General features: G+C 64.3%; 22 protein-coding genes. All 22 read right to left on the bottom strand.

Going from position 1 to position 20,351, the window contains the following annotated elements:
* Nucleotides 1-73: 73 nt before the first annotated feature.
* A complete protein-coding gene (locus F467_RS0108960) occupies nucleotides 74-805 on the bottom strand; it encodes a chemotaxis protein CheW (protein ID WP_018139244.1) in 732 nt (243 codons plus the stop codon).
* On the bottom strand, nucleotides 802-1,608 hold the full coding sequence (locus F467_RS0108955) for a ParA family protein (protein WP_018139243.1): 807 nt from the start codon (nucleotides 1,606-1,608) through the stop codon (nucleotides 802-804). The genes F467_RS0108960 and F467_RS0108955 overlap by 4 nt, the downstream gene beginning before the upstream one ends.
* Nucleotides 1,605-2,522 carry a flagellar motor protein MotD gene (gene motD, locus F467_RS0108950; RefSeq protein ID WP_018139242.1) on the bottom strand — a complete coding sequence of 306 codons (918 nt, stop codon included), beginning with the start codon at nucleotides 2,520-2,522 and terminating at the stop codon, nucleotides 1,605-1,607. The genes F467_RS0108955 and motD overlap by 4 nt, the downstream gene beginning before the upstream one ends.
* Before the next feature lie 7 nt (nucleotides 2,523-2,529).
* Nucleotides 2,530-3,273 (bottom strand): flagellar motor protein, encoded by a 744-nt coding sequence (locus tag F467_RS0108945; protein ID WP_018139241.1) that lies wholly within the window; start codon nucleotides 3,271-3,273, stop codon nucleotides 2,530-2,532.
* On the bottom strand, nucleotides 3,274-4,380 hold the full coding sequence (locus F467_RS0108940; RefSeq protein ID WP_018139240.1) for a chemotaxis response regulator protein-glutamate methylesterase: 1,107 nt from the start codon (nucleotides 4,378-4,380) through the stop codon (nucleotides 3,274-3,276).
* 2 nt (nucleotides 4,381-4,382) lie between these two features.
* Entirely contained in the window at nucleotides 4,383-6,515 is a 2,133-nt protein-coding gene (locus F467_RS0108935) for a chemotaxis protein CheA (protein WP_018139239.1), read from the bottom strand.
* 79 nt (nucleotides 6,516-6,594) lie between these two features.
* Nucleotides 6,595-7,371 (bottom strand): protein phosphatase CheZ, encoded by a 777-nt coding sequence (locus F467_RS0108930; RefSeq protein ID WP_018139238.1) that lies wholly within the window; start codon nucleotides 7,369-7,371, stop codon nucleotides 6,595-6,597.
* A 102-nt stretch (nucleotides 7,372-7,473) separates the two neighbouring features.
* Nucleotides 7,474-7,854 carry a chemotaxis response regulator CheY gene (gene cheY, locus F467_RS0108925; RefSeq protein WP_018139237.1) on the bottom strand — a complete coding sequence of 127 codons (381 nt, stop codon included), beginning with the start codon at nucleotides 7,852-7,854 and terminating at the stop codon, nucleotides 7,474-7,476.
* 59 nt (nucleotides 7,855-7,913) lie between these two features.
* Complete coding sequence (locus tag F467_RS0108920) at nucleotides 7,914-8,675, bottom strand: RNA polymerase sigma factor FliA (protein WP_018139236.1); 762 nt, start codon at nucleotides 8,673-8,675, stop codon at nucleotides 7,914-7,916.
* Entirely contained in the window at nucleotides 8,672-9,496 is an 825-nt protein-coding gene (locus F467_RS0108915) for a MinD/ParA family protein (RefSeq protein ID WP_038049714.1), read from the bottom strand. Before F467_RS0108915 ends, F467_RS0108920 begins: the two co-directional genes overlap by 4 nt.
* Nucleotides 9,483-10,733: a flagellar biosynthesis protein FlhF gene (flhF, locus tag F467_RS0108910; protein ID WP_018139234.1), complete on the bottom strand. Its 1,251-nt coding sequence runs from the start codon at nucleotides 10,731-10,733 to the stop codon at nucleotides 9,483-9,485. The genes F467_RS0108915 and flhF overlap by 14 nt, the downstream gene beginning before the upstream one ends.
* Before the next feature lie 104 nt (nucleotides 10,734-10,837).
* Nucleotides 10,838-12,949, bottom strand: coding sequence for a flagellar biosynthesis protein FlhA (gene flhA / locus F467_RS0108905; RefSeq protein ID WP_018139233.1), 2,112 nt, complete (start codon nucleotides 12,947-12,949; stop codon nucleotides 10,838-10,840).
* The gene (gene flhB / locus F467_RS0108900; RefSeq protein WP_018139232.1) at nucleotides 12,949-14,100 is read right to left on the bottom strand and encodes a flagellar biosynthesis protein FlhB; all 1,152 of its coding nucleotides are present in this window, start codon (nucleotides 14,098-14,100) and stop codon (nucleotides 12,949-12,951) included. The genes flhA and flhB overlap by 1 nt, the downstream gene beginning before the upstream one ends.
* Nucleotide 14,101: 1 nt before the next feature.
* Nucleotides 14,102-14,863 carry a flagellar biosynthetic protein FliR gene (fliR, locus tag F467_RS0108895; RefSeq protein WP_012982569.1) on the bottom strand — a complete coding sequence of 254 codons (762 nt, stop codon included), beginning with the start codon at nucleotides 14,861-14,863 and terminating at the stop codon, nucleotides 14,102-14,104.
* 18 nt (nucleotides 14,864-14,881) lie between these two features.
* On the bottom strand, nucleotides 14,882-15,151 hold the full coding sequence (fliQ, locus tag F467_RS0108890) for a flagellar biosynthesis protein FliQ (RefSeq protein ID WP_012982568.1): 270 nt from the start codon (nucleotides 15,149-15,151) through the stop codon (nucleotides 14,882-14,884).
* 11 nt (nucleotides 15,152-15,162) lie between these two features.
* Nucleotides 15,163-15,930: a flagellar type III secretion system pore protein FliP gene (gene fliP / locus F467_RS0108885; RefSeq protein WP_018139231.1), complete on the bottom strand. Its 768-nt coding sequence runs from the start codon at nucleotides 15,928-15,930 to the stop codon at nucleotides 15,163-15,165.
* Entirely contained in the window at nucleotides 15,930-16,373 is a 444-nt protein-coding gene (fliO, locus tag F467_RS0108880; RefSeq protein ID WP_018139230.1) for a flagellar biosynthetic protein FliO, read from the bottom strand. The genes fliP and fliO overlap by 1 nt, the downstream gene beginning before the upstream one ends.
* Nucleotides 16,374-16,376: 3 nt before the next feature.
* The gene (gene fliN / locus F467_RS0108875; protein WP_018139229.1) at nucleotides 16,377-16,976 is read right to left on the bottom strand and encodes a flagellar motor switch protein FliN; all 600 of its coding nucleotides are present in this window, start codon (nucleotides 16,974-16,976) and stop codon (nucleotides 16,377-16,379) included.
* Between the two features lie 12 nt (nucleotides 16,977-16,988).
* The gene (gene fliM / locus F467_RS0108870) at nucleotides 16,989-17,963 is read right to left on the bottom strand and encodes a flagellar motor switch protein FliM (RefSeq protein WP_018139228.1); all 975 of its coding nucleotides are present in this window, start codon (nucleotides 17,961-17,963) and stop codon (nucleotides 16,989-16,991) included.
* A gap of 8 nt (nucleotides 17,964-17,971) precedes the next feature.
* A complete protein-coding gene (gene fliL, locus F467_RS0108865) occupies nucleotides 17,972-18,460 on the bottom strand; it encodes a flagellar basal body-associated protein FliL (protein ID WP_018139227.1) in 489 nt (162 codons plus the stop codon).
* Between the two features lie 289 nt (nucleotides 18,461-18,749).
* A complete protein-coding gene (locus F467_RS0108860; protein WP_018139226.1) occupies nucleotides 18,750-19,835 on the bottom strand; it encodes a flagellar hook-length control protein FliK in 1,086 nt (361 codons plus the stop codon).
* Nucleotides 19,836-19,898: 63 nt separating this feature from the next.
* Nucleotides 19,899-20,351 (bottom strand): flagellar export protein FliJ, encoded by a 453-nt coding sequence (locus F467_RS0108855; RefSeq protein WP_026182224.1) that lies wholly within the window; start codon nucleotides 20,349-20,351, stop codon nucleotides 19,899-19,901.

Here is a 20,351-nt window from a genome sequence, read left to right as displayed (position 1 = left end):
CTTGTGCGCTGCTCATGTCGTCCTCGTCGCTCGCGGACCCTGTTGCGGGCCCGGTGTTCGGTTCCTGAATACGTTATCGGCCGCGCTCGTCCCGGCTTGAGTCCGGAGTACCGCCCATTTCCCAGCTGCCCTGGTCCAGGGTCCGGTCGAGGGCCTCCAGGTCCAGCAGGGTGGCCATCTGTTCCCGCTCCACCCCGGCCAGCCAGGGCAGGCGCTTGCGGTGACTGCGCCAGCGCAGATTCTGAGGGTCGATCACGCGGGTCCCCTGAATCGAGCGGCAGGCCAGCGCGAAGCGCGAACCGGCCAGGAACACGACATGGCGGGCTGTCTCCGGCTCATATTCCCGATCCTCGGGGGTCACCACGGCCGCAAGATCAATCAACTGCACTCGCCCCTGTTTGGTATCCGCCAGACCCAGATACCAGACGGAGTGGTTGGGCGTGGGGCGCACATCCAGATCCCCAAGCGGCGCAACGCCGCCGAGCGAGGCCAGCGGCGCCAGCAGGGTCAGATTCCCGGCCTCCAGCACCAGGGCGGAGAATCGCTCGGACGGACGCGGATACTCGTCACTCTCGACAATCGTGCGCGGAGGCACGGGGGGCGCGACCGCTTCGGCCACCACGGGGAGCTCTGGTTCGTCTAACGGCTCCGGTTCAGCGGGCGCCGGTCTCGGTTCGAGGATATCCGGGCGCAGCAGGTGCGCCGGGGCGATCGGCGCCGGTTCGTCCAGCAGGCTGCCAAAATAGTCATGCAGGGCTTCAGGTTCGGCCTTGAGTGCCAGGTTGTCATCACGCGAACGGTTCATCCCTTCTGACTCCGGGTCCGGGCATGAGGCTGCGAAAGCTGCCCGCCAATCGCCTCCAGCAAGTCCGAGTACGCCAGTACGCCCCGGGCGTCCGGAATCATGAAGCACAGCGGCTGGCCTGCGCTCGACGCATCGCGAAACTTCGTATCAACCGGGATCACGCCGGGCCAGACCTCATCGCCATAAAGGCGGCGCAGCTCGGCCAACGCCTCGTGCGCTGCGCGCGTGCGCCGATCAAACAGGGTAGGAATGATCCGGTACTGCAACTCGGCCTTGCGCGACTTCTGGACCATTTTCAGGGTATTGATCATGCGTTCCAGGCCCTTGAGGGCAAGGAACTCGGTCTGCACCGGGACCAGCAGCTCGTCACAGGCCGCCAGGGCATTGACCATCAACACGCCCAGCATGGGCGGGCAGTCCATCAGCACGTAGTCGTACTGGTCGGCGACCTGCTCCAGCGCCTGGCGCAGCACCAGGCCCATCCCGCTGCGCGTACCAAGCTGCCGGTCGAGTGTGGCCAGTGCCGTACTGGCCGTCAGCAGGTCCAGCCCCGGGAACCGGGTCTCGCGGATCAACCCCCGCGGATCAGGACGCTTCCCCTCTGCGCACTGGCTGAACAGCTCGTACACACCGCGGGTGGCGGTCTCCGGGTCGTGGCCGAAATAGGCCGTCAGCGAGCCATGGGGGTCGACGTCGACCATCAGGACGCGCTGTTCCGGACCCGACAACAGGCCACTCAGGGTGACTGTGGTCGTGGTCTTGCCCACCCCGCCCTTCTGGTTGGCCACCGCCCAGATCTTCACTCGGTATCCCCCTCGTCCCCATCCATCGTTGGTGCACCCGGCGCGAGCGGAAGGTCTTCGCGCAATTGCTCGGGTTCCTGCGCCCCGTCTTCGCGCGGGCGCGCGCCGGGCAGGACCACGATGGCCACCCGCCGGTTTTCCGCCCGTCCTTGCTCGGTATCATTGCTCGCGACCGGACGATGCTCACCATATCCCAGGGCCACCAGATTCTTCGGCTCGATGCCCGCGTCTTCAAACACGCTCACCACGGCCGCGGCACGCCCCGAAGAAAGCTCCCAGTTGGAAGGATAGACCGCCGTCTGGATCGGGACATTGTCCGTATGGCCCTCCACGTGCACCCGCGACACCCGCGGCGCGAGGATCGCCCCGACCTCGTCCAGAAGGGCCCGGGCCTCGGGATTCAACGTAGCCGAACCGCTCCCGAACAACAGCCGACTGGTGATCTCGATCTCCAGCCAGTACGCCTCGCGGCTTACCCGGAGATCACCCTCCTCGATCAAGGGGGCCATCGCCATTTCCAGCTCGTCGGCGACCTCGGCCAGTGCCTCCAGGAACTCCTGCAGCTCGTCATCCGTACCCGCATCGTCCAGTAGCCCGGATAAGGCCATGTCGATGGGTGCTACACCGTCGTCAACGATGCCGGGCTGCACATCAATCGGAACCAGCGCGCGCATCTCGTCCAGGGACTGCTCACGCGACACCGTCGGTTCTCCCACCTGGATCGGATCGGTCTGCGCCGGTGCCCGGAAGGCGTCCACCAGCGACTCCGACAGCACACGATACTTGCCGTCATCCACCGAGGAGATCGCGTACATCACCACGAAAAACGCCAGCAGCAGCGTGACCAGGTCGCCATACGGGATGGCCCAGGCCTCGTGATTCTCCGCTTCTTCTTGGCGTTTGCGCCGGGCCATCGCGACCTCACTCGTGGATGAAGCCGCTAAGCTTGCTTTCAATGTTGCGGGGGTTTTCGCCCTCGGCGATTGAGATCAGCCCCTCCATCAGCATCAACTGGTGCTGCGAGCGCTTCTGGATGATTGATTTCAGCTTGTTCGCCACCGGCAGGAACAGGAGGTTTGCCGAAGCAATCCCGTAGATCGTGGCGACAAAGGCCGCGGCAATCCCCGCTCCCAGCTTGCTGGGGTCAGCCAGGTTCTGCATGACCGCCATCAGACCCATCACCGCGCCGACAATGCCAAGCGTCGGGGCGTACACCCCCATGCTCTCGAATACCTTGGCCCCCTGGGTATCAAAATGCTCGCGGTTGTCCAGATCCGCCTCGAGGATCTGGCGGATGGTCTGCGGCTCGGAGCCATCCACCAGCAACTGCAGACCCTTGCGCGCGAATTCGTCGGTCTCCTCGTCGGCCAGCGTCTCCAGACCCAGCAGCCCTTCCTTGCGTGCCACGTTGGACCACTCCACGATGCGAGCCAGCATCGCCTCGTTGTCGATCCGCGGCGGCTTGAATGCCCAGGGCAGAATGCGCATCCCGTGAAGAAACACCGCCATGCGCGCCTGCACCAGGGTTGCCCCCAGCGTCCCCAGGACCACGATCACAAACGCGGCCGCGTTCCAGAGTGCGCCCAGACCACTCCCCTTCGCGATACTCCCCCCGAGCACCGCGACGAGCCCCAGGGTGATCCCGATGAGGCTCAGGATATCCATCTAGCAGAACCCCTTGACCAGTGCCGGACCCACATCCGGCAACGGATACACCTGGTCCACGAGCCCGGCCTCTGCGACTGCAGCCGGCATCCCATACACCACCGAGGTGGCCGCGTCCTGTGCCCAGACCTGCGCCCCGGCGGTCTTCAAAGCCCGCGCACCTTCGCGGCCATCTGCGCCCATCCCGGTTAGCACCACGGCGAGCACCTGCCCGCGCAAGGCCTCGACCGCCGAGCTGAACGCGGCATCCACGCTGGGCTTGTAGATCGTGCCCAACGGGCTCTCGGTCACGCGCACCGTTGTCTGGCTGCCGCGCTCCAGCGTGGTTTGCAGACCGCCGGGGGCCAACAGGGCCACCCCAGGGCGCATGACATCGCCATCCTGTGCCTGCTTGACCCGAATTTGGCACATGGCGTCCAGGCGCTCCGCGAAGGCCGGCGTAAAGCTCGCAGGCATGTGCTGAATCAGCAAGATCGGCTGTGGGAAGTTCGCCGGCAGGGCCTTGAGCACTTCCTGCAAGGCCACCGGCCCCCCGGTGGACGTCCCGATCAACACCGCGCGGACCTGCCGCAGCGGCACGGCGGGCCGACTGACCGGCGGGGCCTGTCGCTGTACCTCGGCCGCCTTGCGGTCGGACTCTTCACGACGCGCAGAAGGGCGGGCCTCGACCGCTGGTCGAACGCTCCCTGGCTGGCTGACCGAACGGGCCCGGCTGCGCGAAAGGCTGCGCACCCGCCGGCGCAGCAGCATGCGCGCGCTGTCCTCGTCGGACGCGATGTCGCTGAAGCGCTTCGGCAGAAAGTCCACCGCCCCTGCCTCAAGCGCATCCAGGGTCGCCTGGGCCCCCTCGGTGGTCAGACTCGAGAACATCAGTACCGGCCGGGGGTTCTCGGCCATGATCCGGCGCACCGCGGTGATGCCGTCCATCACGGGCATCTCGATATCCATGGTCACGACATCCGGGTCCAGTTCCTTGACCTTGCGAATCGCCTCCTCGCCGTTCTCCGCGCTGCCGACGACCTCGATCCCCGCGTCGGCGTCCAGAATTTCACTGATGCGACGGCGGAAAAACCCGGAGTCATCCACCACCAGTACCTTAACCGGCATCCTTAGCCCTCGATTGTTTGCGCAGGCCGCCGGGTGCGGCCCGCCGACGGGATCTTGTGCGTCAACAAACCCACGAGATCGGCGACATCCAGGATCAGCGCAATCCCTCCATCACCCGTGATGGTCGCGCCTGCCAGGCCCTTCACGCCCTGCAGGTTCTGCCCCAGTGGCTTGATGACCACCTCTTCCTGCCCCACCAGATCATCGACGACCAGCCCTACCTTGCGATCCGCGGTATGCACCACGACCACATGCGATTCCGGTTTGGCTTCGGGGATGAACCCCGGCTTCAACCACCGCTTGAGATAGTGAACCGGAAGCGCCTGATTTCTTACGACAATGACCTCCTGATCATCCACGTAATGGGTCTTGGTCAGATCCAGGTCCAGGATCTCCGAGACAGACGCCAGCGGGATCGCGAATCGCCGCCCGTCGAGGATGACCATCAATGCAGGGAGGATCGCCAGGGTCAGCGGCAGCTTCACCCGCAGCGTGGTCCCGACACCGATCTCGGAATCGATCTCGATGGTGCCGTTGAGCTGCGAGATCTTCGTCTTGACGACGTCCATCCCCACCCCGCGACCGGACACATCCGAGATCTCGGTCTTGGTGGAGAACCCGGCCATGAAGATGACGTTGAAGGCCTCGCGATCGGTCATCCGCTCGGCCATCGCGGGTTCCATCAGACCCTTCTCGACGACCTTGCGCCGCAGGGCCTGCGGATCCATGCCACCCCCATCGTCCTTGATCAGCAAGGCGATGTGATCGCCTTCCTGCGCCGCGCCGAGCACCACCGTACCCTTGCGCGGTTTGCCGGCCTTCTCGCGCACCTCCGGAGTCTCGATCCCATGATCCACGGCGTTGCGCACCAGATGCACCAGCGGATCGGACAGGGCCTCGACCAGGTTCTTGTCGAGGTCGGTGTCCTCGCCGAAGATCTCCAGCTCGATCTCCTTGCCCAGGCTGCGCGACAGATCGCGGATCACGCGCGGGAAGCGATTGAAGACCTTGTTCACCGGTTGCATGCGGGTCTTCATCACCGACGTCTGAAGATCCGACGTGACCAGCGCCAGCGAACTAATGGCCTTGCCCAGCTCGTCATCCACGTGCTGGGTTCGCAACATGCTCAGGCGGTTGCGCACGAGCACCAGCTCCCCGACCAGATTCATAATCTCGTCGAGACGTTCGGTGTTCACACGGACCGAGGCCTCGCCCTGAGGGGCCTGCCGGGCGCCGGCCGCCGCGGCCGCAGGCGAAGACGCCTGTGGCTTGGCTTCGGGAGCCGGCGGTTCCTGTGTCGCGCCAGCGGCTTCGGGCTCCACGCTCGGCTCTTCATGCGGGGACGACTCAGTCACAGCGGGTGCCGGCGCTGCAGTGGCAGGAGGCCCATGACCTCGTGCCTGCAACTCGTCCAGCAGGTTCTCGAACTCATCGTCGGAAATCAGGTCCTCGCCGTCGTCCCCTGGCCCGGCTGCATCCGAATCGGTGCCGGGCAACCCGGCGTCCTCAGTCGACGGCGTAGCGGAGTCCTGGGCCGCCTGCGGCGAACCATCGCCGTGCAGCGAATCCAGCAGGGCCTCGAACTCGTCATCGGTAATCTCGTCATCGGCACCGACCAGCCCCGACTCATCCCCTCCAGCCTTCGCAGTGGCTTCCACCTCGGCGGGGGGTGCCGGTTCCGGCTCCGGTTCGGGGGGCACGTCTGGCGTCGCGATTGCGGCGGGTTCGGAATTGCCGGCCACGTCTTCATTCTTGGCCATCCGCCGCAGGTCTTCGACGAGATCGGCCTCCGCGGGCGTCGGATCGACCCCGGAGCGGAGGTCGCCAAACATCACGTTCAACGTATCGAGGACCCGCAGCATGGTATCCATCAGGTGACCGTCGACCTGACGTTCCCCATTGCGCAGGAGATTAAACACATCCTCTGCGTGATGGCAGACGGTCACCAGCGGATCCAGGCTCAGAAAGCCCGCGCCACCCTTGATCGTGTGAAAGCTGCGGAATACCGCGTTCAACAGATCCCGGTCATCGGGATGCTGTTCCAGGTCGATCAGCTGCTCGTTGAGTCCTTCGAGCAGTTCCCCGGCCTCGATCAGGAAGTCCTGAAGGATTTCGTCGTTGGGGTCGATGGCCATTCGGTCTCTCCGTTCCGGTGAGGCTTGCCGTTGAGGGGTGGGCGCCGGGAAGCCGCCGATTCAGGGATCAGCGGGCTACCTAGAAGCCCAGGCTGGACAACAGATCGTCCACCTCGTCCTGTCCTTGAACGACATCCTGGCCGGAATCTTGAGTCTTCGGCACTGCTGGCCCGTGTCCACGCCGATCGCCCTCACGCCGCTCGGCATCGTCATCCAGCGTCTTCTCCGCAGCCTCGACCGTCTCCATACGCCCGCTGGACAGCCGAATCAGCGTGACCAGGTTCTCCTCCAGGTCGGTCACGAGCTGAATCACGCGCCGGATCACCTGCCCGGTAATATCCTGGTAGCTCTGCGCCATCAGAACCTCCGACAGCAGGCGGCGCAGCTCTTCGGTATCGTCGTTGGCCTGAGCAAAAAACTCGTCCAGCTCACGAGCGAACTCCCGGAACTCGTCGACCGAGAGTTGCCGATTGCGAAAACGGGTCCACTTCGCCGTCAGTTGGCCGGCCTGCTGGCTGAACGATTCGGCAATGGGGAGACTCGTCTCGATCGCGGTCAGGGTCTCGTGCGCGGCCTTCTCGGTCATCGTGACCACATAATTGAGACGCTCGCGGGCATCCGGGATCTCGGCCTGGGTCAACTCGACCAGCCGCGAATCCCCCCGGAAGCTTTGCAAGGCCTCGTGCAGGTCGCGCGTAAGTTTTCCGAGCTCGTCGAAGAGTTCGCGGTCGTAGGGGCGCGCCAGATCCTGGATCAACGCGCGCGCGGCCACCTCATCCCCCGCCTCCAGAACCTGCACGAGCTCCCGCGCGCGAGCGATTTGCTGCTCACTGATCGATTGTTCTTGGTCTGTCATCCAAAGCCCCTTGCTCGCTCCCCATCCCGAACGTGATGACCGGGATCGATCCCCCGGCCATCCATTTGTCTGGACCAGGAGACTTCGACACCGAATCCCAAACTAGCCTTGGGATTCAATGCGTTCGAATATTTTGTCGATCTTTTCCTTGAGGGTTTCCGCAGTAAAGGGCTTCACCACGTAGCCGTTCACGCCCGCCTCGGCCGCCTCGACGATCTGATCCCGCTTGGCCTCCGCCGTCACCATCAGCACCGGCATCGTCTTCAGCTTCTCGTCGGCACGCACCGCCCGCAGCAGGTCGATGCCCGGCATATTGGGCATGTTCCAGTCGGTAATCAGAAAATCGAAGTCGCCGTTCTGGAGCATCGGCAATGCCGTGCTGCCGTCATCGGCCTCTTGGGTGTTGTTGAAGCCAAGATCACGCAACAGGTTCTTGATGATCCGTCGCATCGTGGAGAAGTCGTCCACGATGAGAATTTTCATTCCCTTGTCCACAGGTCACTCCGGGATAAATGATTCATATGAGTACTAGAGCTTGGCCTTCAGAATAACTGCAAAGCCTCGCCGTCTTCGAGCCAGGAGCCCAGGCGCGCGCGCAGTCGGATAACGGCCTGACTGCGGATCTGGCTGACGCGCGACTCGGTCACCCCGAGTACCGCGCCAATCTCGCGCAGGTTGAGCTCCTCGATGTAATAAAGCGACAACACCAGACGTTCGCGTTCGGGCAAATCGCCCAGCGCGGCGGCCAGCTCCTCGCGAAACTCCCCGGCCTCGATCGTGCGCGAGGGCGAGGCCTCCTGCCCCTCGATCACCCGGTCCGCATCACCATCGGTGCCGCCCAGATCATCCAGCGCGAACAGATGGGCGCCGGCATGGTCCTGCAGCATCGAGTAGTACTCGTCGATCGGGACCTCGAGTTCCTCGGCCACCTCGACCCCGCGCGCCGCACGCCCCTCCCTGGCCTCGACCGTCTGGATCGCCTCGGCGATCTTGCGGCTGTTGCGGTGCACCGATCTCGGGGTCCAGTCACTGCGGCGTAACTCGTCGATCATCGCGCCACGGATGCGAATCCCGGCGTAGGTCGCAAACGTCGCGCCCTGCCCGCCCTCGAATTGCCGCGCGGCCTCCAGCAGGCCAATCATGCCGGCCTGGATCAGGTCATCGACCTGGACCGAGGAAGGGAGGCGAGCCATCAGATGGTGCGCGATGCGGTGCACCAGCTCGATATGTTCCGCGACGCGCTGCTCGTGGCCGGCTGCGGCCACGTTCTCGTATCCGTGGAGGCGATTACGCGTCGCCATCATGCGCTCTGCAGCATCCGTTCGACGAAAAACCCGACACCACCATCGGCACCACGGGCCACCGGCCAGCGGTCGACCGCACGGGCGAGTTCGGTAAAGGCCTTGGCCGCCGGGCTGCCCGGATATTGCTGCACGACCGGTGCCCGTTTCTGGATGGCCTTGCGCAGATGCTCGTCCATCGGGATGTAACCGGCGAGATCCAGGATGACTTCCGGCAGGTAGTTGTCGCAAACCGTGGTGAGTTTCTGCAACAAGCGCTCGGCGCCCGCGCGGTCCTGGACCATATTCGTGACCAGCCGGAAACGCCGCATGCCATGATCTCGATGCAGCACCTTGATCAAGGCATAGGCATCGGTGATGGACGCCGGCTCGTCGCAGACGACGACCAGGGTCTCCTGGACCGCTCGACAGAAGGTCGTGACGGATTCCTGCAGGCCCGCTGCCGTATCCACCACCAGCACATCCAGCGGCTTGGAATAGGCGCTGAATGCCTGGATCAAACCGTTGTGCTCGAGCTGCGTGAGATTCGCCATCGCCGCGATCCCCGAGGCCGACGGGATGACCTTGATCCCCTCCGGGCCCTCGATCAGCACATCCTGGAGGTCGTCCACCTGTCCGGTCACCAGGTCATGCAGGGTGCGCTCGGGTCGCAGTCCGAGCAGCACATCGGCATTGGCCAGCCCCAAGTCGGCATCAAACAGCATGACCTCGCGGCCCAGCCGCGCGAGCGCCACGGACAGGTTGACCGACACATTGGTCTTGCCGACGCCGCCCTTGCCGGAGGCAACCGCAATGACCTTCAACGGCTGATTAGTGCGTGGCATAGCGTCCTTTCCCCACCGGATGGATCATCTCCAGAACGCCCGCATCCTGAGTACGGCGCGGCGACGGCGCATTGCGGCCGGCATTCGAGAACTCCGCCAGGCTTGCATCGGTCCATCGTTCATCGCGGGAGGATCGACGCGCGGGGCCGCGCTCTTCGCCGAGCGCCCGCCGGGTCAGATCGCCCGTCTCGACCCGGTGGAAGTCTTCGGCAATCCGCTGTCCATCGCTGACAAACGTGAGCCCAAGGTGTTGATCGAGCAATACCGACAACGTCTCCCCCAACTGTTCGGCTTCGTCGAGTTTGGTCAGCACCAGCGCCGATGGCTCCGTCTTCCGGAACGCATCCAGCACCCTTCGCAGCGCCGCCGCCTGAGTGGTCGCGGAGACGACCAGCCAGCTCTCGCGCCGGACACGGTCCGGCCAGCCGGCAAACAGCGACTCGTCGCCCACCGCGGAAGGTGCCTGCCCGGCGGTGTCGACCAGAATCAGATGCCCATCCTCTGCCCGCGCGGTCATGTCGCGCAACTCGCGCGGGCTCTGCAGCACCCGCAATGACACGCCCGCCATCTGCGCGAACGCCTGCAGCTGGCGCGTGGCCCCAATGCGCTGGGTGTCCAGTGTGACCAGCGTAACCGAATCCGCACCCATACGACGGATTTGACGCAAGGCAATGCGTGCGAGTGTAGTGGTCTTGCCCACCCCCGTAGGCCCCACCAGGGCCAGCACGCCACCTTCATCCAGGATGTCCGGATGGCGGGTCGCGATCGCCCCGGAAAGGCGTGCGCGCAGCCTCTCCCAGGCCTGCTCCACCGTGCTGTCGTCGAGAATACTCCCGGCGAGACTGCGCGCCAGTGACTCGCTGAACCCACGGTCCATCAGACGCGCCTTGCACTCCGCCGCCAGCGGATGCCGCGCCGCCCACTGTGCGGCCTCGTTGTCGCTGTGCTGGCGGGTGAGCAGGCTGCGCAGATCCCGCAGCTCCTGGCGCATCGCGGCGAGCTCGGGGTCCGCGGGCCAGGCCGAGCCCGAGCCCGGGCTCGGACGCGAGGCGGATGCCGGCGCCTCACGCGGGGCATGGACCGCGTTCACCGCAGCCTGCTGCTCGCGCTCCGAGACCCCCGCATCGCCATCTTCCAGCGCCGCGACAACCTCCAGCCAACCATCGACACGGCGGCTCGACAGGATCACGGCATCCTCGCCCTGCTGTTCACGCACCTGCCGCATCGCATCGCGCATGTCGCGTGCCCGGTACCGTCTCACATTCATCGCTGTTCTCCCGCTCCGCTCAAGGAAAACACTGATCAGTGTTTCCCTCTCGTATCCGATCGCTACTGTTCGTCTCAGGCACCTGTGGGCGTTGCCTGCCGGGCCGAGTCTTCCTGGCCCACCGTGGCCACCACGCGGATCCGCCGGTTATCGGGGATCTCGGTAAAGGCCAGCACCGCCAGGCTGCGCACGGCTCCGCGGAGCCACCCGGCAATCCAGGAGCGGATCTCCGGGGCCACCACCAGGATGGCCGGCTGCCCGCTGGCTTCCTGGCGCTGGGCCGCCTCGGACACCGACCGCTGCAGGCGTTCCGCCAGGCCCGGTTCCAGCCCCACGGTCTCGCCATTACTGCCCTGAAGAGACTTATGCAAGAGCTGTTCCAACGAGGGATCGAGCGCGATCAATGGCAGCTCATCGTCCGGCCCCACTAGGTCCTGCACGATCGAGCGCGACAGCGAGACACGCACGGCCGCAGTCAAAACGCCGGGATCCTGACTCTTCACGCCCTCCTCTGCCAGGGTTTCGGCGATCGTGCGCAGGTCGCGGATCGAGACCTGCTCGGCCAGCAGGTTCTGCAGGACCTTCAGGATTACCGACAGCGAGAGTGTCTTCGGCACCAGATTCTCGACCAGCTTCGGCGAATGCCGTGCCAGCTGGTCCAGCAGATGCTGGGCCTCTTCGTGACCAATCAGGCGATGGGCGTTCTCGCGGAAGACCTGCGACAGATGCGTGGCGATCACGGTGGAACAGTCGACCACGGTGTAGCCGGCGCCCTGCGCCTGATCGCGATCCGCCGGATCGATCCACAAGGCGTCCAGATTGAAGGTCGGATCCTTGGTCGGCGTGCCCGGAACGGTGCCGAACACCTCGCCCGGATTGATCGCCAACTCGCGATCGGGGAAGACCTCGGCCTCCGCCACCGTGACACCCAGCAGGGAGATGCGATAGGCATTCGGACTCAGTTCCAGGTTGTCGCGGATATGGACCGGTTGCAGCAGGAACCCCAGCTCCTGGGAGAGCTTGCGGCGCACACCCTTAATCCGACCCATCAGCTGACCGTCCTGAGTGCGATCCACCAGCGGGATCAGACGATAGCCGACTTCCAGGGAGACGAGGTCGATCGGCGGCACGTCGTCCCAGGTGAGATCGCGATTTTCCGGACTGGTGTCCGCCGCTTCGTCAGGCACGCGCTCCACCTCCACGGCCTGCTCGCGCTCGCGCCGCTGCATCAGGTAGGCCGATCCGATGGCCAGCGAGGCGAGACCCAGGAATACGGCATTGGGCATACCCGGCACCAGCCCCAGCGCGGCGATCACGCCACCTGCCACGTACAGCACGCGCGGGTTGGAGAACATCTGCCCGAACACCTGCTGGCCCATGTCCTGGGTGCTGGAGACACGGGTCACGATGATCGCGGTGGCCGAGGACAGCACCAGCGACGGGATCTGCGCGACCAGACCATCGCCAATGGTCAGCAGCACGTAGTTCGTCGCGGCGTCGCCCATCGACATGCCGTGCTGCAGCGTGCCGATAGTCAGGCCGCCAATGATGTTCACGAACAGGATGAGAATCCCGGCGATTGCGTCCCCGCGCACGAACTTCGAGGCACCGTCCATCGAGCCGTAGAAGTCCGCCTCGCTGGCGATCTCCTCGCGGCGCTTGCGCGCCTCTTCCTGGGTCAGAATTCCGGCATTCAGGTCGGCGTCGATCGCCATCTGCTTGCCCGGCATGGAATCCAGGGTGAATCGAGCACTCACTTCGGAGACACGCCCGGCGCCCTTGGTCACCACCACAAAGTTGATGATGATCAGGATGGCGAACACCACCAGACCGACGGTGTAGTTGCCGCCCACGACGAAATCGCCGAAGGCCTGAATCACCTGGCCCGCAGCATCGGTCCCGGTATGCCCCTCCAGCAGGATCACGCGCGTGGAGGCCACGTTCAGCGCCAGGCGCAGCAATGTGGCGACCAGCAGCACGGTCGGGAAGACCGCGAACTCCAGCGGCCGCGGCGTGTAGACCGCGACCATGATTACGACCAGCGACAGCGCGATGTTGAAGGTGAACAGGACGTCCAGGGCGATGGGCGGCAGCGGCAGCACCATCATCGAGAGCATCGCGATCAGCAGGATCGGCGCCCCCAGGCCCCACTTGCCGACAGTCCCCAGGCGGTCGAAGAAGGCCATTAGCGGTTCCTCCGACGGCCGCGCGGCTGCTGCGGATCGAGATAGTCTTCCGGCACCGGCAGGTCATCCGGCATCGCGACGTCTGCATCCGCGCGCTTCAGCTGATAGACGTAGGCGAGGATGCGCGCGACTGCGACGAACAGCCCGTTCGGGATCTCCTGGTTCAGGTCCGTGGTGAAGTAGATTGCACGCGCCACCCGGGGTGCCTCGACGCGAATGATTTTGTGTTCGTCCGCGACCGCGCGGATCGACGCCGCGACCTCGTCCACGCCCTTCGCCACGAGCTTCGGCGCAGCCATGCGCGAGGCCTCGTAGGTAATCGCTACCGCGTAGTGGGTCGGGTTGGTGATGACCACGTCGGCCTTCGGGACTTCCTCCATCATCCGGCGCTGCGCCATCTCCTGCTGCAGCTGCCGGATCTTCTGCTTGACCTCCGGCTTGCCGTCGGTCTCCTTGTACTCGTCCTTCAGCTCCTGGCGCGTCATGCGCAGCTGCTTCTGGTGGTTCCACATCTGAAACGGCGCGTCGATCGCGGCCACCAGGATCAGTGCGGCCGAGACCGCCACGAACGTCCCCAGCGCCAGCTGCGCCGCGTGCGCGATCGCTTGCTCAAGGGGCTCGTAGCCGAGCATCAGCAGGCGATCCGAAAAGGCCCACAACACCGACATCGCGACACCCGCGATGAGCACGAACTTGGCGAAGGTCTTGCCAAACTCCATCAAACCCTGCCACGAAAAAATGCGCTTGAGACCCTTGAGCGGGTTCAGCTTGGAGGCCTTGGGTTTCGCCGCCTGCCAGGAGAAGTTGGCGCCGCCGATCAGGATGGGCGCCAGTACCGCCGCGACCATCAGCACGCCAAAAAGCGGCAGCAGCGTGCGCAACGTCATAAAGATCTGTTCCGACAGATACGGCAGCAGCAGCGAGCTGTCATAGGCCAGATCACGCTCGATGTCGAAGCGCCCGGCCGTCTGTTCGGCCAGCTGCCCGCCCATCGTCGGGCCGAAGAACGTCATGAATCCGCCGGCCGCCATCAGTACGAGGAAGGTCGACAGCTCCCGCGAACGCGGGACCTGACCCTTCTCCTTCGCCTCGCGCAGGCGTTTCGGAGTCGGTTGTTCGGTTTTCTCTTGTCCGCTCTCGTTCTCGGCCATCCTAGAACCCCAGCATCGCTTGCATCAGGCCAAAGCCGTCGAACAACAGATCCCCAAGCCGCTCCGGCAACCCGGGCATGGTCAGCATCAGCAGGATGAAGCCCATCAGGATCATCATCGGAAAGCCCACCGCGAAGATGTTCAGCTGCGGCGAGGCCCGGGTAATCACCCCCATCGACAGGTTGACCAGCAGCAGCGAGGCCACCGCCGGGATCGCAACCAGCACGGCCCCCTGGAACATGACACTGCCAAACGCGATCAGCGACGCCAGCGCCTCGGCATCCAGCCCCGAGGGGGCGACCGGCAGCGTCTCGAAGCTGGTCAGAAGCAGCTCGAGCGCGATCAGATGCCCATTCATTGCCAGGAAGATCAACGTGGCCATGATCACGAAGATCGTGGAGACCACCGGCACCTGCACGCCCTGTGCCGGATCCACGATCGAGGCGAAACCAAGACCCATCGACAGTGCGATCACCTCGCCGGCCTGCGTCAGTGCGGAAAAGACCATCTGCAGGATGAAGCCCATCACCAGACCGATCAGGATCTGGTGCACGGTCACCACCACGCCCTCGATGCTGATCGGGTCCACTGCTGGCAGCGCCGGCCCCTGCATGGCCACGAAGATCGCCAGCACCAGGGCAAACAGGATGCGCACCGTCGCGGTGAGCTGATCACCGCCGAACACCGGCATCACCAGGAGCATCGCCCCAATGCGGGCAAACGGCCACATGACCGCCCCCACCCACACGAGGATCTGCTCCATGGCGAGGTTCACGGCTGCCTACCCCACCATGCCCGGCGCGGCATCATAGAGTCGCTCCGTGTATTCGATGATCAGCGCCAGCATCCAGTGTCCGGAGATCAGCAAGGCGGCAAACATCGCCAGCAGCTTGGGGATGAAGGACAGCGTCATCTCCTGGATCTGGGTCGCGGCCTGCAGCATCCCGATCGCCAGGCCCACGGCCAGGGCCGTCAGCAGCGGCGGCGCGGCCAGCAGGACCACGACCGTGAGCGTCTCGCGCCCGACATCAACCACCATTTCGGGTGTCATCGCGTATCCCCCTAAACGAAGAAGCTGGTGGCAAGCGTGTTCATCATCAGCGCCCAGCCATCGACGAGGACGAACAGCATCACCTTGAACGGCAGCGAGATGATCAGCGGCGACAACATGACCATCCCCATCGACATCAGGACGGACGCCACCACCAGGTCGATAATCAGGAACGGAATCAGGATCAGGAATCCGATCTGGAAGGCCGTCTTCAGTTCGCTGGTTACGAAAGCCGGCACCAGCAGGCGCAACGGGATGTCATCAGCGTCATCGAATCCGTCGATGCCGTTGATCTCGGCAAACATGCGGATATCGCTCTCGCGGGTGTGCGCGAGCATGAATTCGCGAAGGGGCTGCACACCGGCCTGCAGGACTTCTTCGGTCCCCATCTCCTCGTTCATGTACGGGACCACGGCGCTCTCGTAGATCTCGTCGAATACGGGTGCCATCACGAACAGGGTGAGGAAGAACGCCAGGCCAATGAGGATCTGGTTCGAGGGGGTCTGCGTCGTCCCCAGCCCCTGGCGCAGGATCGCCAGCACCACGAGGATGCGGGTAAATGCCGTCATCATGATCAGCGCCGCCGGCAACAACGTCAGCAGCGTCATCAGCAGCAGGATCTGCAGGGTGACGGAATAGGTCTCGCCGCCCTCGCCGTCGGTGGTCACCGTCAGCGCCTCGATCCCCTCGCCGCCGAACTGACCCCAGGCCAGCCCCGGAAGCAGCAACAGCGCCAGCGCCAGAACGGCGCGCGGCAGGTACCTGAGCCGACCCGCCATCACGACCGCTCGCCTCCCGCCTCGCGCCGACCCGAGACGGCTCGGCGCAGCGCACTGGAGAAGTCAGGCGTCGTTGCCTCCTCGACGCTGACCGGCTCCCGCAGCGTGTGCAGGGTCCGCATCCCCGAGGGTGCGACCCCGATCAGGACCTGCTCCTCCCCTACCTGGACCAGCATCAGGCGCTCGCGCGTCCCCACCGAGCGCACCGCCACCAGCTCGATGGTCTGCGAACCCCGGCTCAGGCCACCCTGGGTCCGGCGAAGAATCCAGCCCAGAACGACGATCGCGATGATCACGATGACCAGCCCGCCGATCATCTGCGTCAGGTGGGCGGCGGCCGAGATCCCGCCGTTCGCCTCCTCGGCGAGGCCAATCGCAGGCCAGAGCCCCCCTGTGCCGGTCAGTCCGAGGACTGCCAGCCAATGTGCAAATCGTAGTTTCATCAGTTACTTGAGCTTGCGAATGCGTTCACTGGGGCTGATCACGTCAGTCAGCCGTATGCCGAACTTCTCGTTGACCACGACCACCTCGCCATGCGCGATGAGCGTCCCGTTCACGAGCACATCCAACGCCTCCCCCGCGAGTCGGTCGAGCTCCACCACCGACCCCTGGTTCAACTGCAGCAGATTGCGAATGGGGATGCGGCTGCGACCGATCTCCATCGAGATGGTGACCGGGACATCCAGCACCATCTGCAGATTAATGTCCTCGGCCGACATGCCGGCCGACGCCGCCAGTTCCTCCGGCTTCAGAGGTTCGGCCTCCGGATCGGGCTTGTGCTTGCGCTCCCTTTTCTCCGCTCCCATCAGGGGATCGGCCGATTCACTTCCGCTACTGCTGGCCTGGGCCTGATTCAACAGCTCGTCCGGATCGGCGGCCGGCTCACCGTCGGTGTCCTTCTGCTCGGCCAGCGCTGCGGCCCATTCGTCCGCCAGGGCGTCCTGGTCCTCTTCGGATTCCCCTTCGGCTGCCTCCGTGGTCACGTCACTGTCCTCACTGGAAGCCAGGCTCTCGTCGTCTTTCTTGTTGTCTTCGGTGTCTGCCATGGGTGCAGCCCTCTATCGCTTGATAATGCGATCCGTCACCTGGATCGCATTCTTGCCATCGGATACGCCAAACTTCCCACGAAACAGCGGGATATCTTCGACTCTCAAGGTAACGGTCTCGGGGAGATTGATCGGGATGATGTCCCCCGGCTGGATGTCGAGCAGCTCTTGCACCGTCACTTCGGTCTCGGTCAGGGTGGAGCTCACCTCGACTTCCGCGTCCTGAATCTCTTCTTCCAGCGCCTTCATCCAGCGTTGATCCACGTCGGACCGGTCCGATTGCAGCCCGGTATCCAGCTGCTCGCGGATCGGCTCGATCATCGAGTACGGCAAGGTGAAATGCAGATTGCCGCCGCCACCATCGAGCTCGATATGGAACTCGCTGATCACGACGATCTCCGTGGGCGAGACGATATTGGCGAACTGCGGGTTCACCTCCGAGTTCAGGAACTCGAAGCGCAGATCCATCACCGGCTGCCAGGCCTTGACCATGTCCTCGAATGCGCCTTCGAGGATGCCGTGGACCACGCGCATCTCCATCGGCGTGAAATCCCGTCCCTCGATGCGCGTGTGGTAGCGACCGTCGCCACCAAAGAAGTTGTCGACCAGGATGAACACCAGCTTCGGGTCGAACACGAACAGACCAGTCCCGTGCAGCGGATGCGCCCGCACCAGGTTCAGGCTGGTCGGCACGAACAAGGAGTGCATGTACTCCGAGAACTTCGAGACCCGAGTGCCGACCACGGAGAGCTCCGCAGAGCGACGCAGCATATTGAACAGGCGTACCCGGAGGTGTCGTGCAAAGCGCTCGTTGATCATCTCCAGCGTGGGCATCCGCCCACGCACGATCCGATCCTGCGTCGCGAAGTTGAACTCGCGGGCCTCTCCGTCATTCGGAAACGGGTCATCCGTTTCGATATCGCCGTCATCGACCCCATGAAGGAGGGCGTCGATCTCGTCCTGGCTGAGGATGTCCGTTTGCGCCATGGTTCTGCCTACTGCATGACCAGTTCGTTAAAGCGCACCGCTTCCACATCATGTGGTGCGTCCCGTTCCTCAAGGATCTCGGCGATCGCCTCGCGCAGCTCCACGGCGAGCGACTCCTTCCCGTCACGCGTATTGAGGTCGTCGTAGTGCTTCTCTCCAAGAAGGCCCAGCACATCGTTGCGAACGGCCGGCATATGCCGCTCCAGCGCTTCAATCACCTCGGGGTCGGTGGTGACGACGCTTAGCTCGACCCGGAGATAGCGAATGCGTCCGGGCCCATCAATGTTCACGGTCATCGGCTCCAGTCCGTGGTAGTGGCGCTCGGCAGGGCCTTCTTCGCCGGTCTCTTCCTCGCCACCGCCGGACAAGAAAAACCACGCTGCCGCGGCGCCGGCCCCGGCGAACACGAGCACCAGTAAAATGACAATCCAGATCAGCCCCTTCTTGCCCTTTTTGCCGGCGCCTTCTTCACCCAGTTCGACTTCCTTCTCCGCCATTTCCCACCCTCGAGATTCGTGAATCCGTCCATGTTGACGGCACGGGATCGCGCTGACTATTGCCTGAACTCATAGCAAAGGCAGTGCCAACATCATTTTATATAATTATTTCCGCTACTTACGCGGAATCCAAGAGAACACTGGAGGGGTGCAGCCAGGAACAAAAAAGGGAATCGTCAAGATTCAGCCGCCCCGAACCCGGCAGAAGACGGGATCTTGGCGGCACAACAACCGGGGGTAGGAACGACCGGGCGGGTTTACGCACCCGGTCTCTTACAAACAGACTTACTCAGGCAAAGAGGTCGAGCCGGCGGTTCAGGATCGAAAGGGTGCTACCCGTGGCCTGCTCGCCCTCGGCCTCGGGCTCATCGGCCTCGTTCCCAGCCCGCTGCCCGTCAGCCAATGCCTGCTGACCTTCGCGCTCTTCGGTCGCCTGATCGGACACGGTCGCATCCTCGAGCGTAAGCCCACTCTGGGCGAGACTCTCACGCAGCCGGGGCATCGCCGCCTCCAGGACCTCGCGGGTCACCGGATTTGCACTGATGAACTGGACTGTGGCCCGATCACCATCGACGTTCAGACGGACATCGAGTGTCCCCAGTTGCGGCGGGTGCAGCTTGATCTCCGTACGGCCGCCCTGGGCACGCGCCAGCATGCGGATCTGGTCCGTCAGCTCGCGCTCGCCACCCGGCTGCAGCAGCCGCGCCAGGTCCAGGCGCAGCGGACTGCGTGAGCCCTCGCTACCTTCCGCAGCCTGTGCATGCGCCGGCAGAATACCGGCCAGGGGTTCCGCGCGTCCCTGCCCCCTTTGCGTGTCCGTCCCCTGGGACATCCATTGCGCCAGCAGTTCCAGCACATTTTCACGCGAAAGGCGACTGTTCGGACCCAGCAGCTCGGTACCCGCCCCACTGCCCGAACCAGCCGCGCCAGTCGGGCCCTGGCTAGACTCGAGGAACAGCCGCATGACCGCCGCCGGCAACGGCTTGATCTCGCGCGCACCACCGCTGTCATCGGCGCGGTCCATCCGCGCAGCGGGCGGACCAGGGCGATCATCCACTGCCGTCATGAGCGCGGCCAGCGGCAAATCCTTGCCGCCCGGCTCGATCTCGACGGCCAGTTCTCCCTCGTCCATCAGGGACTGCAAGCGGGCCAGCATGCCCTCCAGATCGAGCCCCTCAAGCTCCTCTTCACCGACGCCCAGATCGACCAGCAGCGCCTCGAGCTGCGGCTGAAGAATATCGAGGAAGCCCGCGCCGTCTGCGGTTTTCAGGTCCTTCAGCCCTTCGAGCGCCTGAAGGTCCTTGAGGTCACTGCCAGCCCCCAACAACTGCAGCAGCGGCATCATCCCCTGACCGGCATTGCCTGTCGCGATCATCAATGGATCCTCTGATTCATTGCCCGGCTGGCAACCGTTGCCGGGCATTCCTGGTCAGCTTATTCAAGATTCTTGCCAGTCGTTGTTCGCATCCTGCGTGCGCGTGTGCACCTGCCGGGTCGCCCACATGTCCTGCTCATGCTGGCGTCGGCGGTCGGCCTCCCGCTCCTGTTCAGCAATTCGGCGCTCCAGGAGCTTTTCCAGGGACATCACCGCCCGGTGGCGGAGCAGCCACTCCTGGCGTGCCTGCTCCGCCTGGGCACCCGCGGCCTGCGCGCGAAGATCCTGCTGTTCCAGGGCATGCCGCAGTTGATCCCGCATCCCGGAAAGCCACTTGAGCTGATTTGTGTCATCGGGCAGTGGCGCGCGGAGATACTCGAGCTGATAGCCCTCCAGCTGGGTCCGCTGGGTCTCGACAGCGTCCAGTTGTTGCAGTCGCGCTCCCAGTTGGCGCGTGGCTTCACTTTCCTCGATGCGTCGCAGACGCAAAAGACGTTCCAGCCGCCGAGAATCCAT

Source organism: Thioalkalivibrio sp. ALJ12 (assembly GCF_000378305.1).
GTDB lineage: Bacteria > Pseudomonadota > Gammaproteobacteria > Ectothiorhodospirales > Ectothiorhodospiraceae > Thioalkalivibrio.
This window is presented reverse-complemented; position numbering and strand designations above follow the sequence as displayed.

What these genes read in the sequence shown, in the direction of transcription:
- fliR (WP_012982569.1), bottom strand. Translation starts at nt 14,863, where the DNA reads ATGGAGCAGATCCTCGTGTGGGTGGGGGCGGTCATGTGGCCGTTTGCC.
- F467_RS0108960 (WP_018139244.1), bottom strand. Translation starts at nt 805, where the DNA reads ATGAACCGTTCGCGTGATGACAACCTGGCACTCAAGGCCGAACCTGAA.
- flhB (WP_018139232.1), bottom strand. Translation starts at nt 14,100, where the DNA reads ATGGCCGAGAACGAGAGCGGACAAGAGAAAACCGAACAACCGACTCCG.
- F467_RS0108920 (WP_018139236.1), bottom strand. Translation starts at nt 8,675, where the DNA reads ATGATGGCGACGCGTAATCGCCTCCACGGATACGAGAACGTGGCCGCA.
- F467_RS0108940 (WP_018139240.1), bottom strand. Translation starts at nt 4,380, where the DNA reads ATGCCGGTTAAGGTACTGGTGGTGGATGACTCCGGGTTTTTCCGCCGT.
- cheY (WP_018139237.1), bottom strand. Translation starts at nt 7,854, where the DNA reads ATGAAAATTCTCATCGTGGACGACTTCTCCACGATGCGACGGATCATC.
- flhF (WP_018139234.1), bottom strand. Translation starts at nt 10,733, where the DNA reads ATGCGCGATGCGATGCGGCAGGTGCGTGAACAGCAGGGCGAGGATGCC.
- motD (WP_018139242.1), bottom strand. Translation starts at nt 2,522, where the DNA reads ATGGCCCGGCGCAAACGCCAAGAAGAAGCGGAGAATCACGAGGCCTGG.
- F467_RS0108860 (WP_018139226.1), bottom strand. Translation starts at nt 19,835, where the DNA reads ATGATCGCGACAGGCAATGCCGGTCAGGGGATGATGCCGCTGCTGCAG.
- fliL (WP_018139227.1), bottom strand. Translation starts at nt 18,460, where the DNA reads ATGGCGGAGAAGGAAGTCGAACTGGGTGAAGAAGGCGCCGGCAAAAAG.
- fliO (WP_018139230.1), bottom strand. Translation starts at nt 16,373, where the DNA reads ATGAAACTACGATTTGCACATTGGCTGGCAGTCCTCGGACTGACCGGC.
- F467_RS0108935 (WP_018139239.1), bottom strand. Translation starts at nt 6,515, where the DNA reads ATGGCCATCGACCCCAACGACGAAATCCTTCAGGACTTCCTGATCGAG.
- F467_RS0108855 (WP_026182224.1), bottom strand. Translation starts at nt 20,351, where the DNA reads ATGGATTCTCGGCGGCTGGAACGTCTTTTGCGTCTGCGACGCATCGAG.
- fliN (WP_018139229.1), bottom strand. Translation starts at nt 16,976, where the DNA reads ATGGCAGACACCGAAGACAACAAGAAAGACGACGAGAGCCTGGCTTCC.
- F467_RS0108945 (WP_018139241.1), bottom strand. Translation starts at nt 3,273, where the DNA reads ATGGATATCCTGAGCCTCATCGGGATCACCCTGGGGCTCGTCGCGGTG.
- fliM (WP_018139228.1), bottom strand. Translation starts at nt 17,963, where the DNA reads ATGGCGCAAACGGACATCCTCAGCCAGGACGAGATCGACGCCCTCCTT.
- F467_RS0108930 (WP_018139238.1), bottom strand. Translation starts at nt 7,371, where the DNA reads ATGACAGACCAAGAACAATCGATCAGTGAGCAGCAAATCGCTCGCGCG.
- fliQ (WP_012982568.1), bottom strand. Translation starts at nt 15,151, where the DNA reads ATGACACCCGAAATGGTGGTTGATGTCGGGCGCGAGACGCTCACGGTC.
- flhA (WP_018139233.1), bottom strand. Translation starts at nt 12,949, where the DNA reads ATGGCCTTCTTCGACCGCCTGGGGACTGTCGGCAAGTGGGGCCTGGGG.
- F467_RS0108915 (WP_038049714.1), bottom strand. Translation starts at nt 9,496, where the DNA reads ATGCCACGCACTAATCAGCCGTTGAAGGTCATTGCGGTTGCCTCCGGC.
- fliP (WP_018139231.1), bottom strand. Translation starts at nt 15,930, where the DNA reads ATGGCGGGTCGGCTCAGGTACCTGCCGCGCGCCGTTCTGGCGCTGGCG.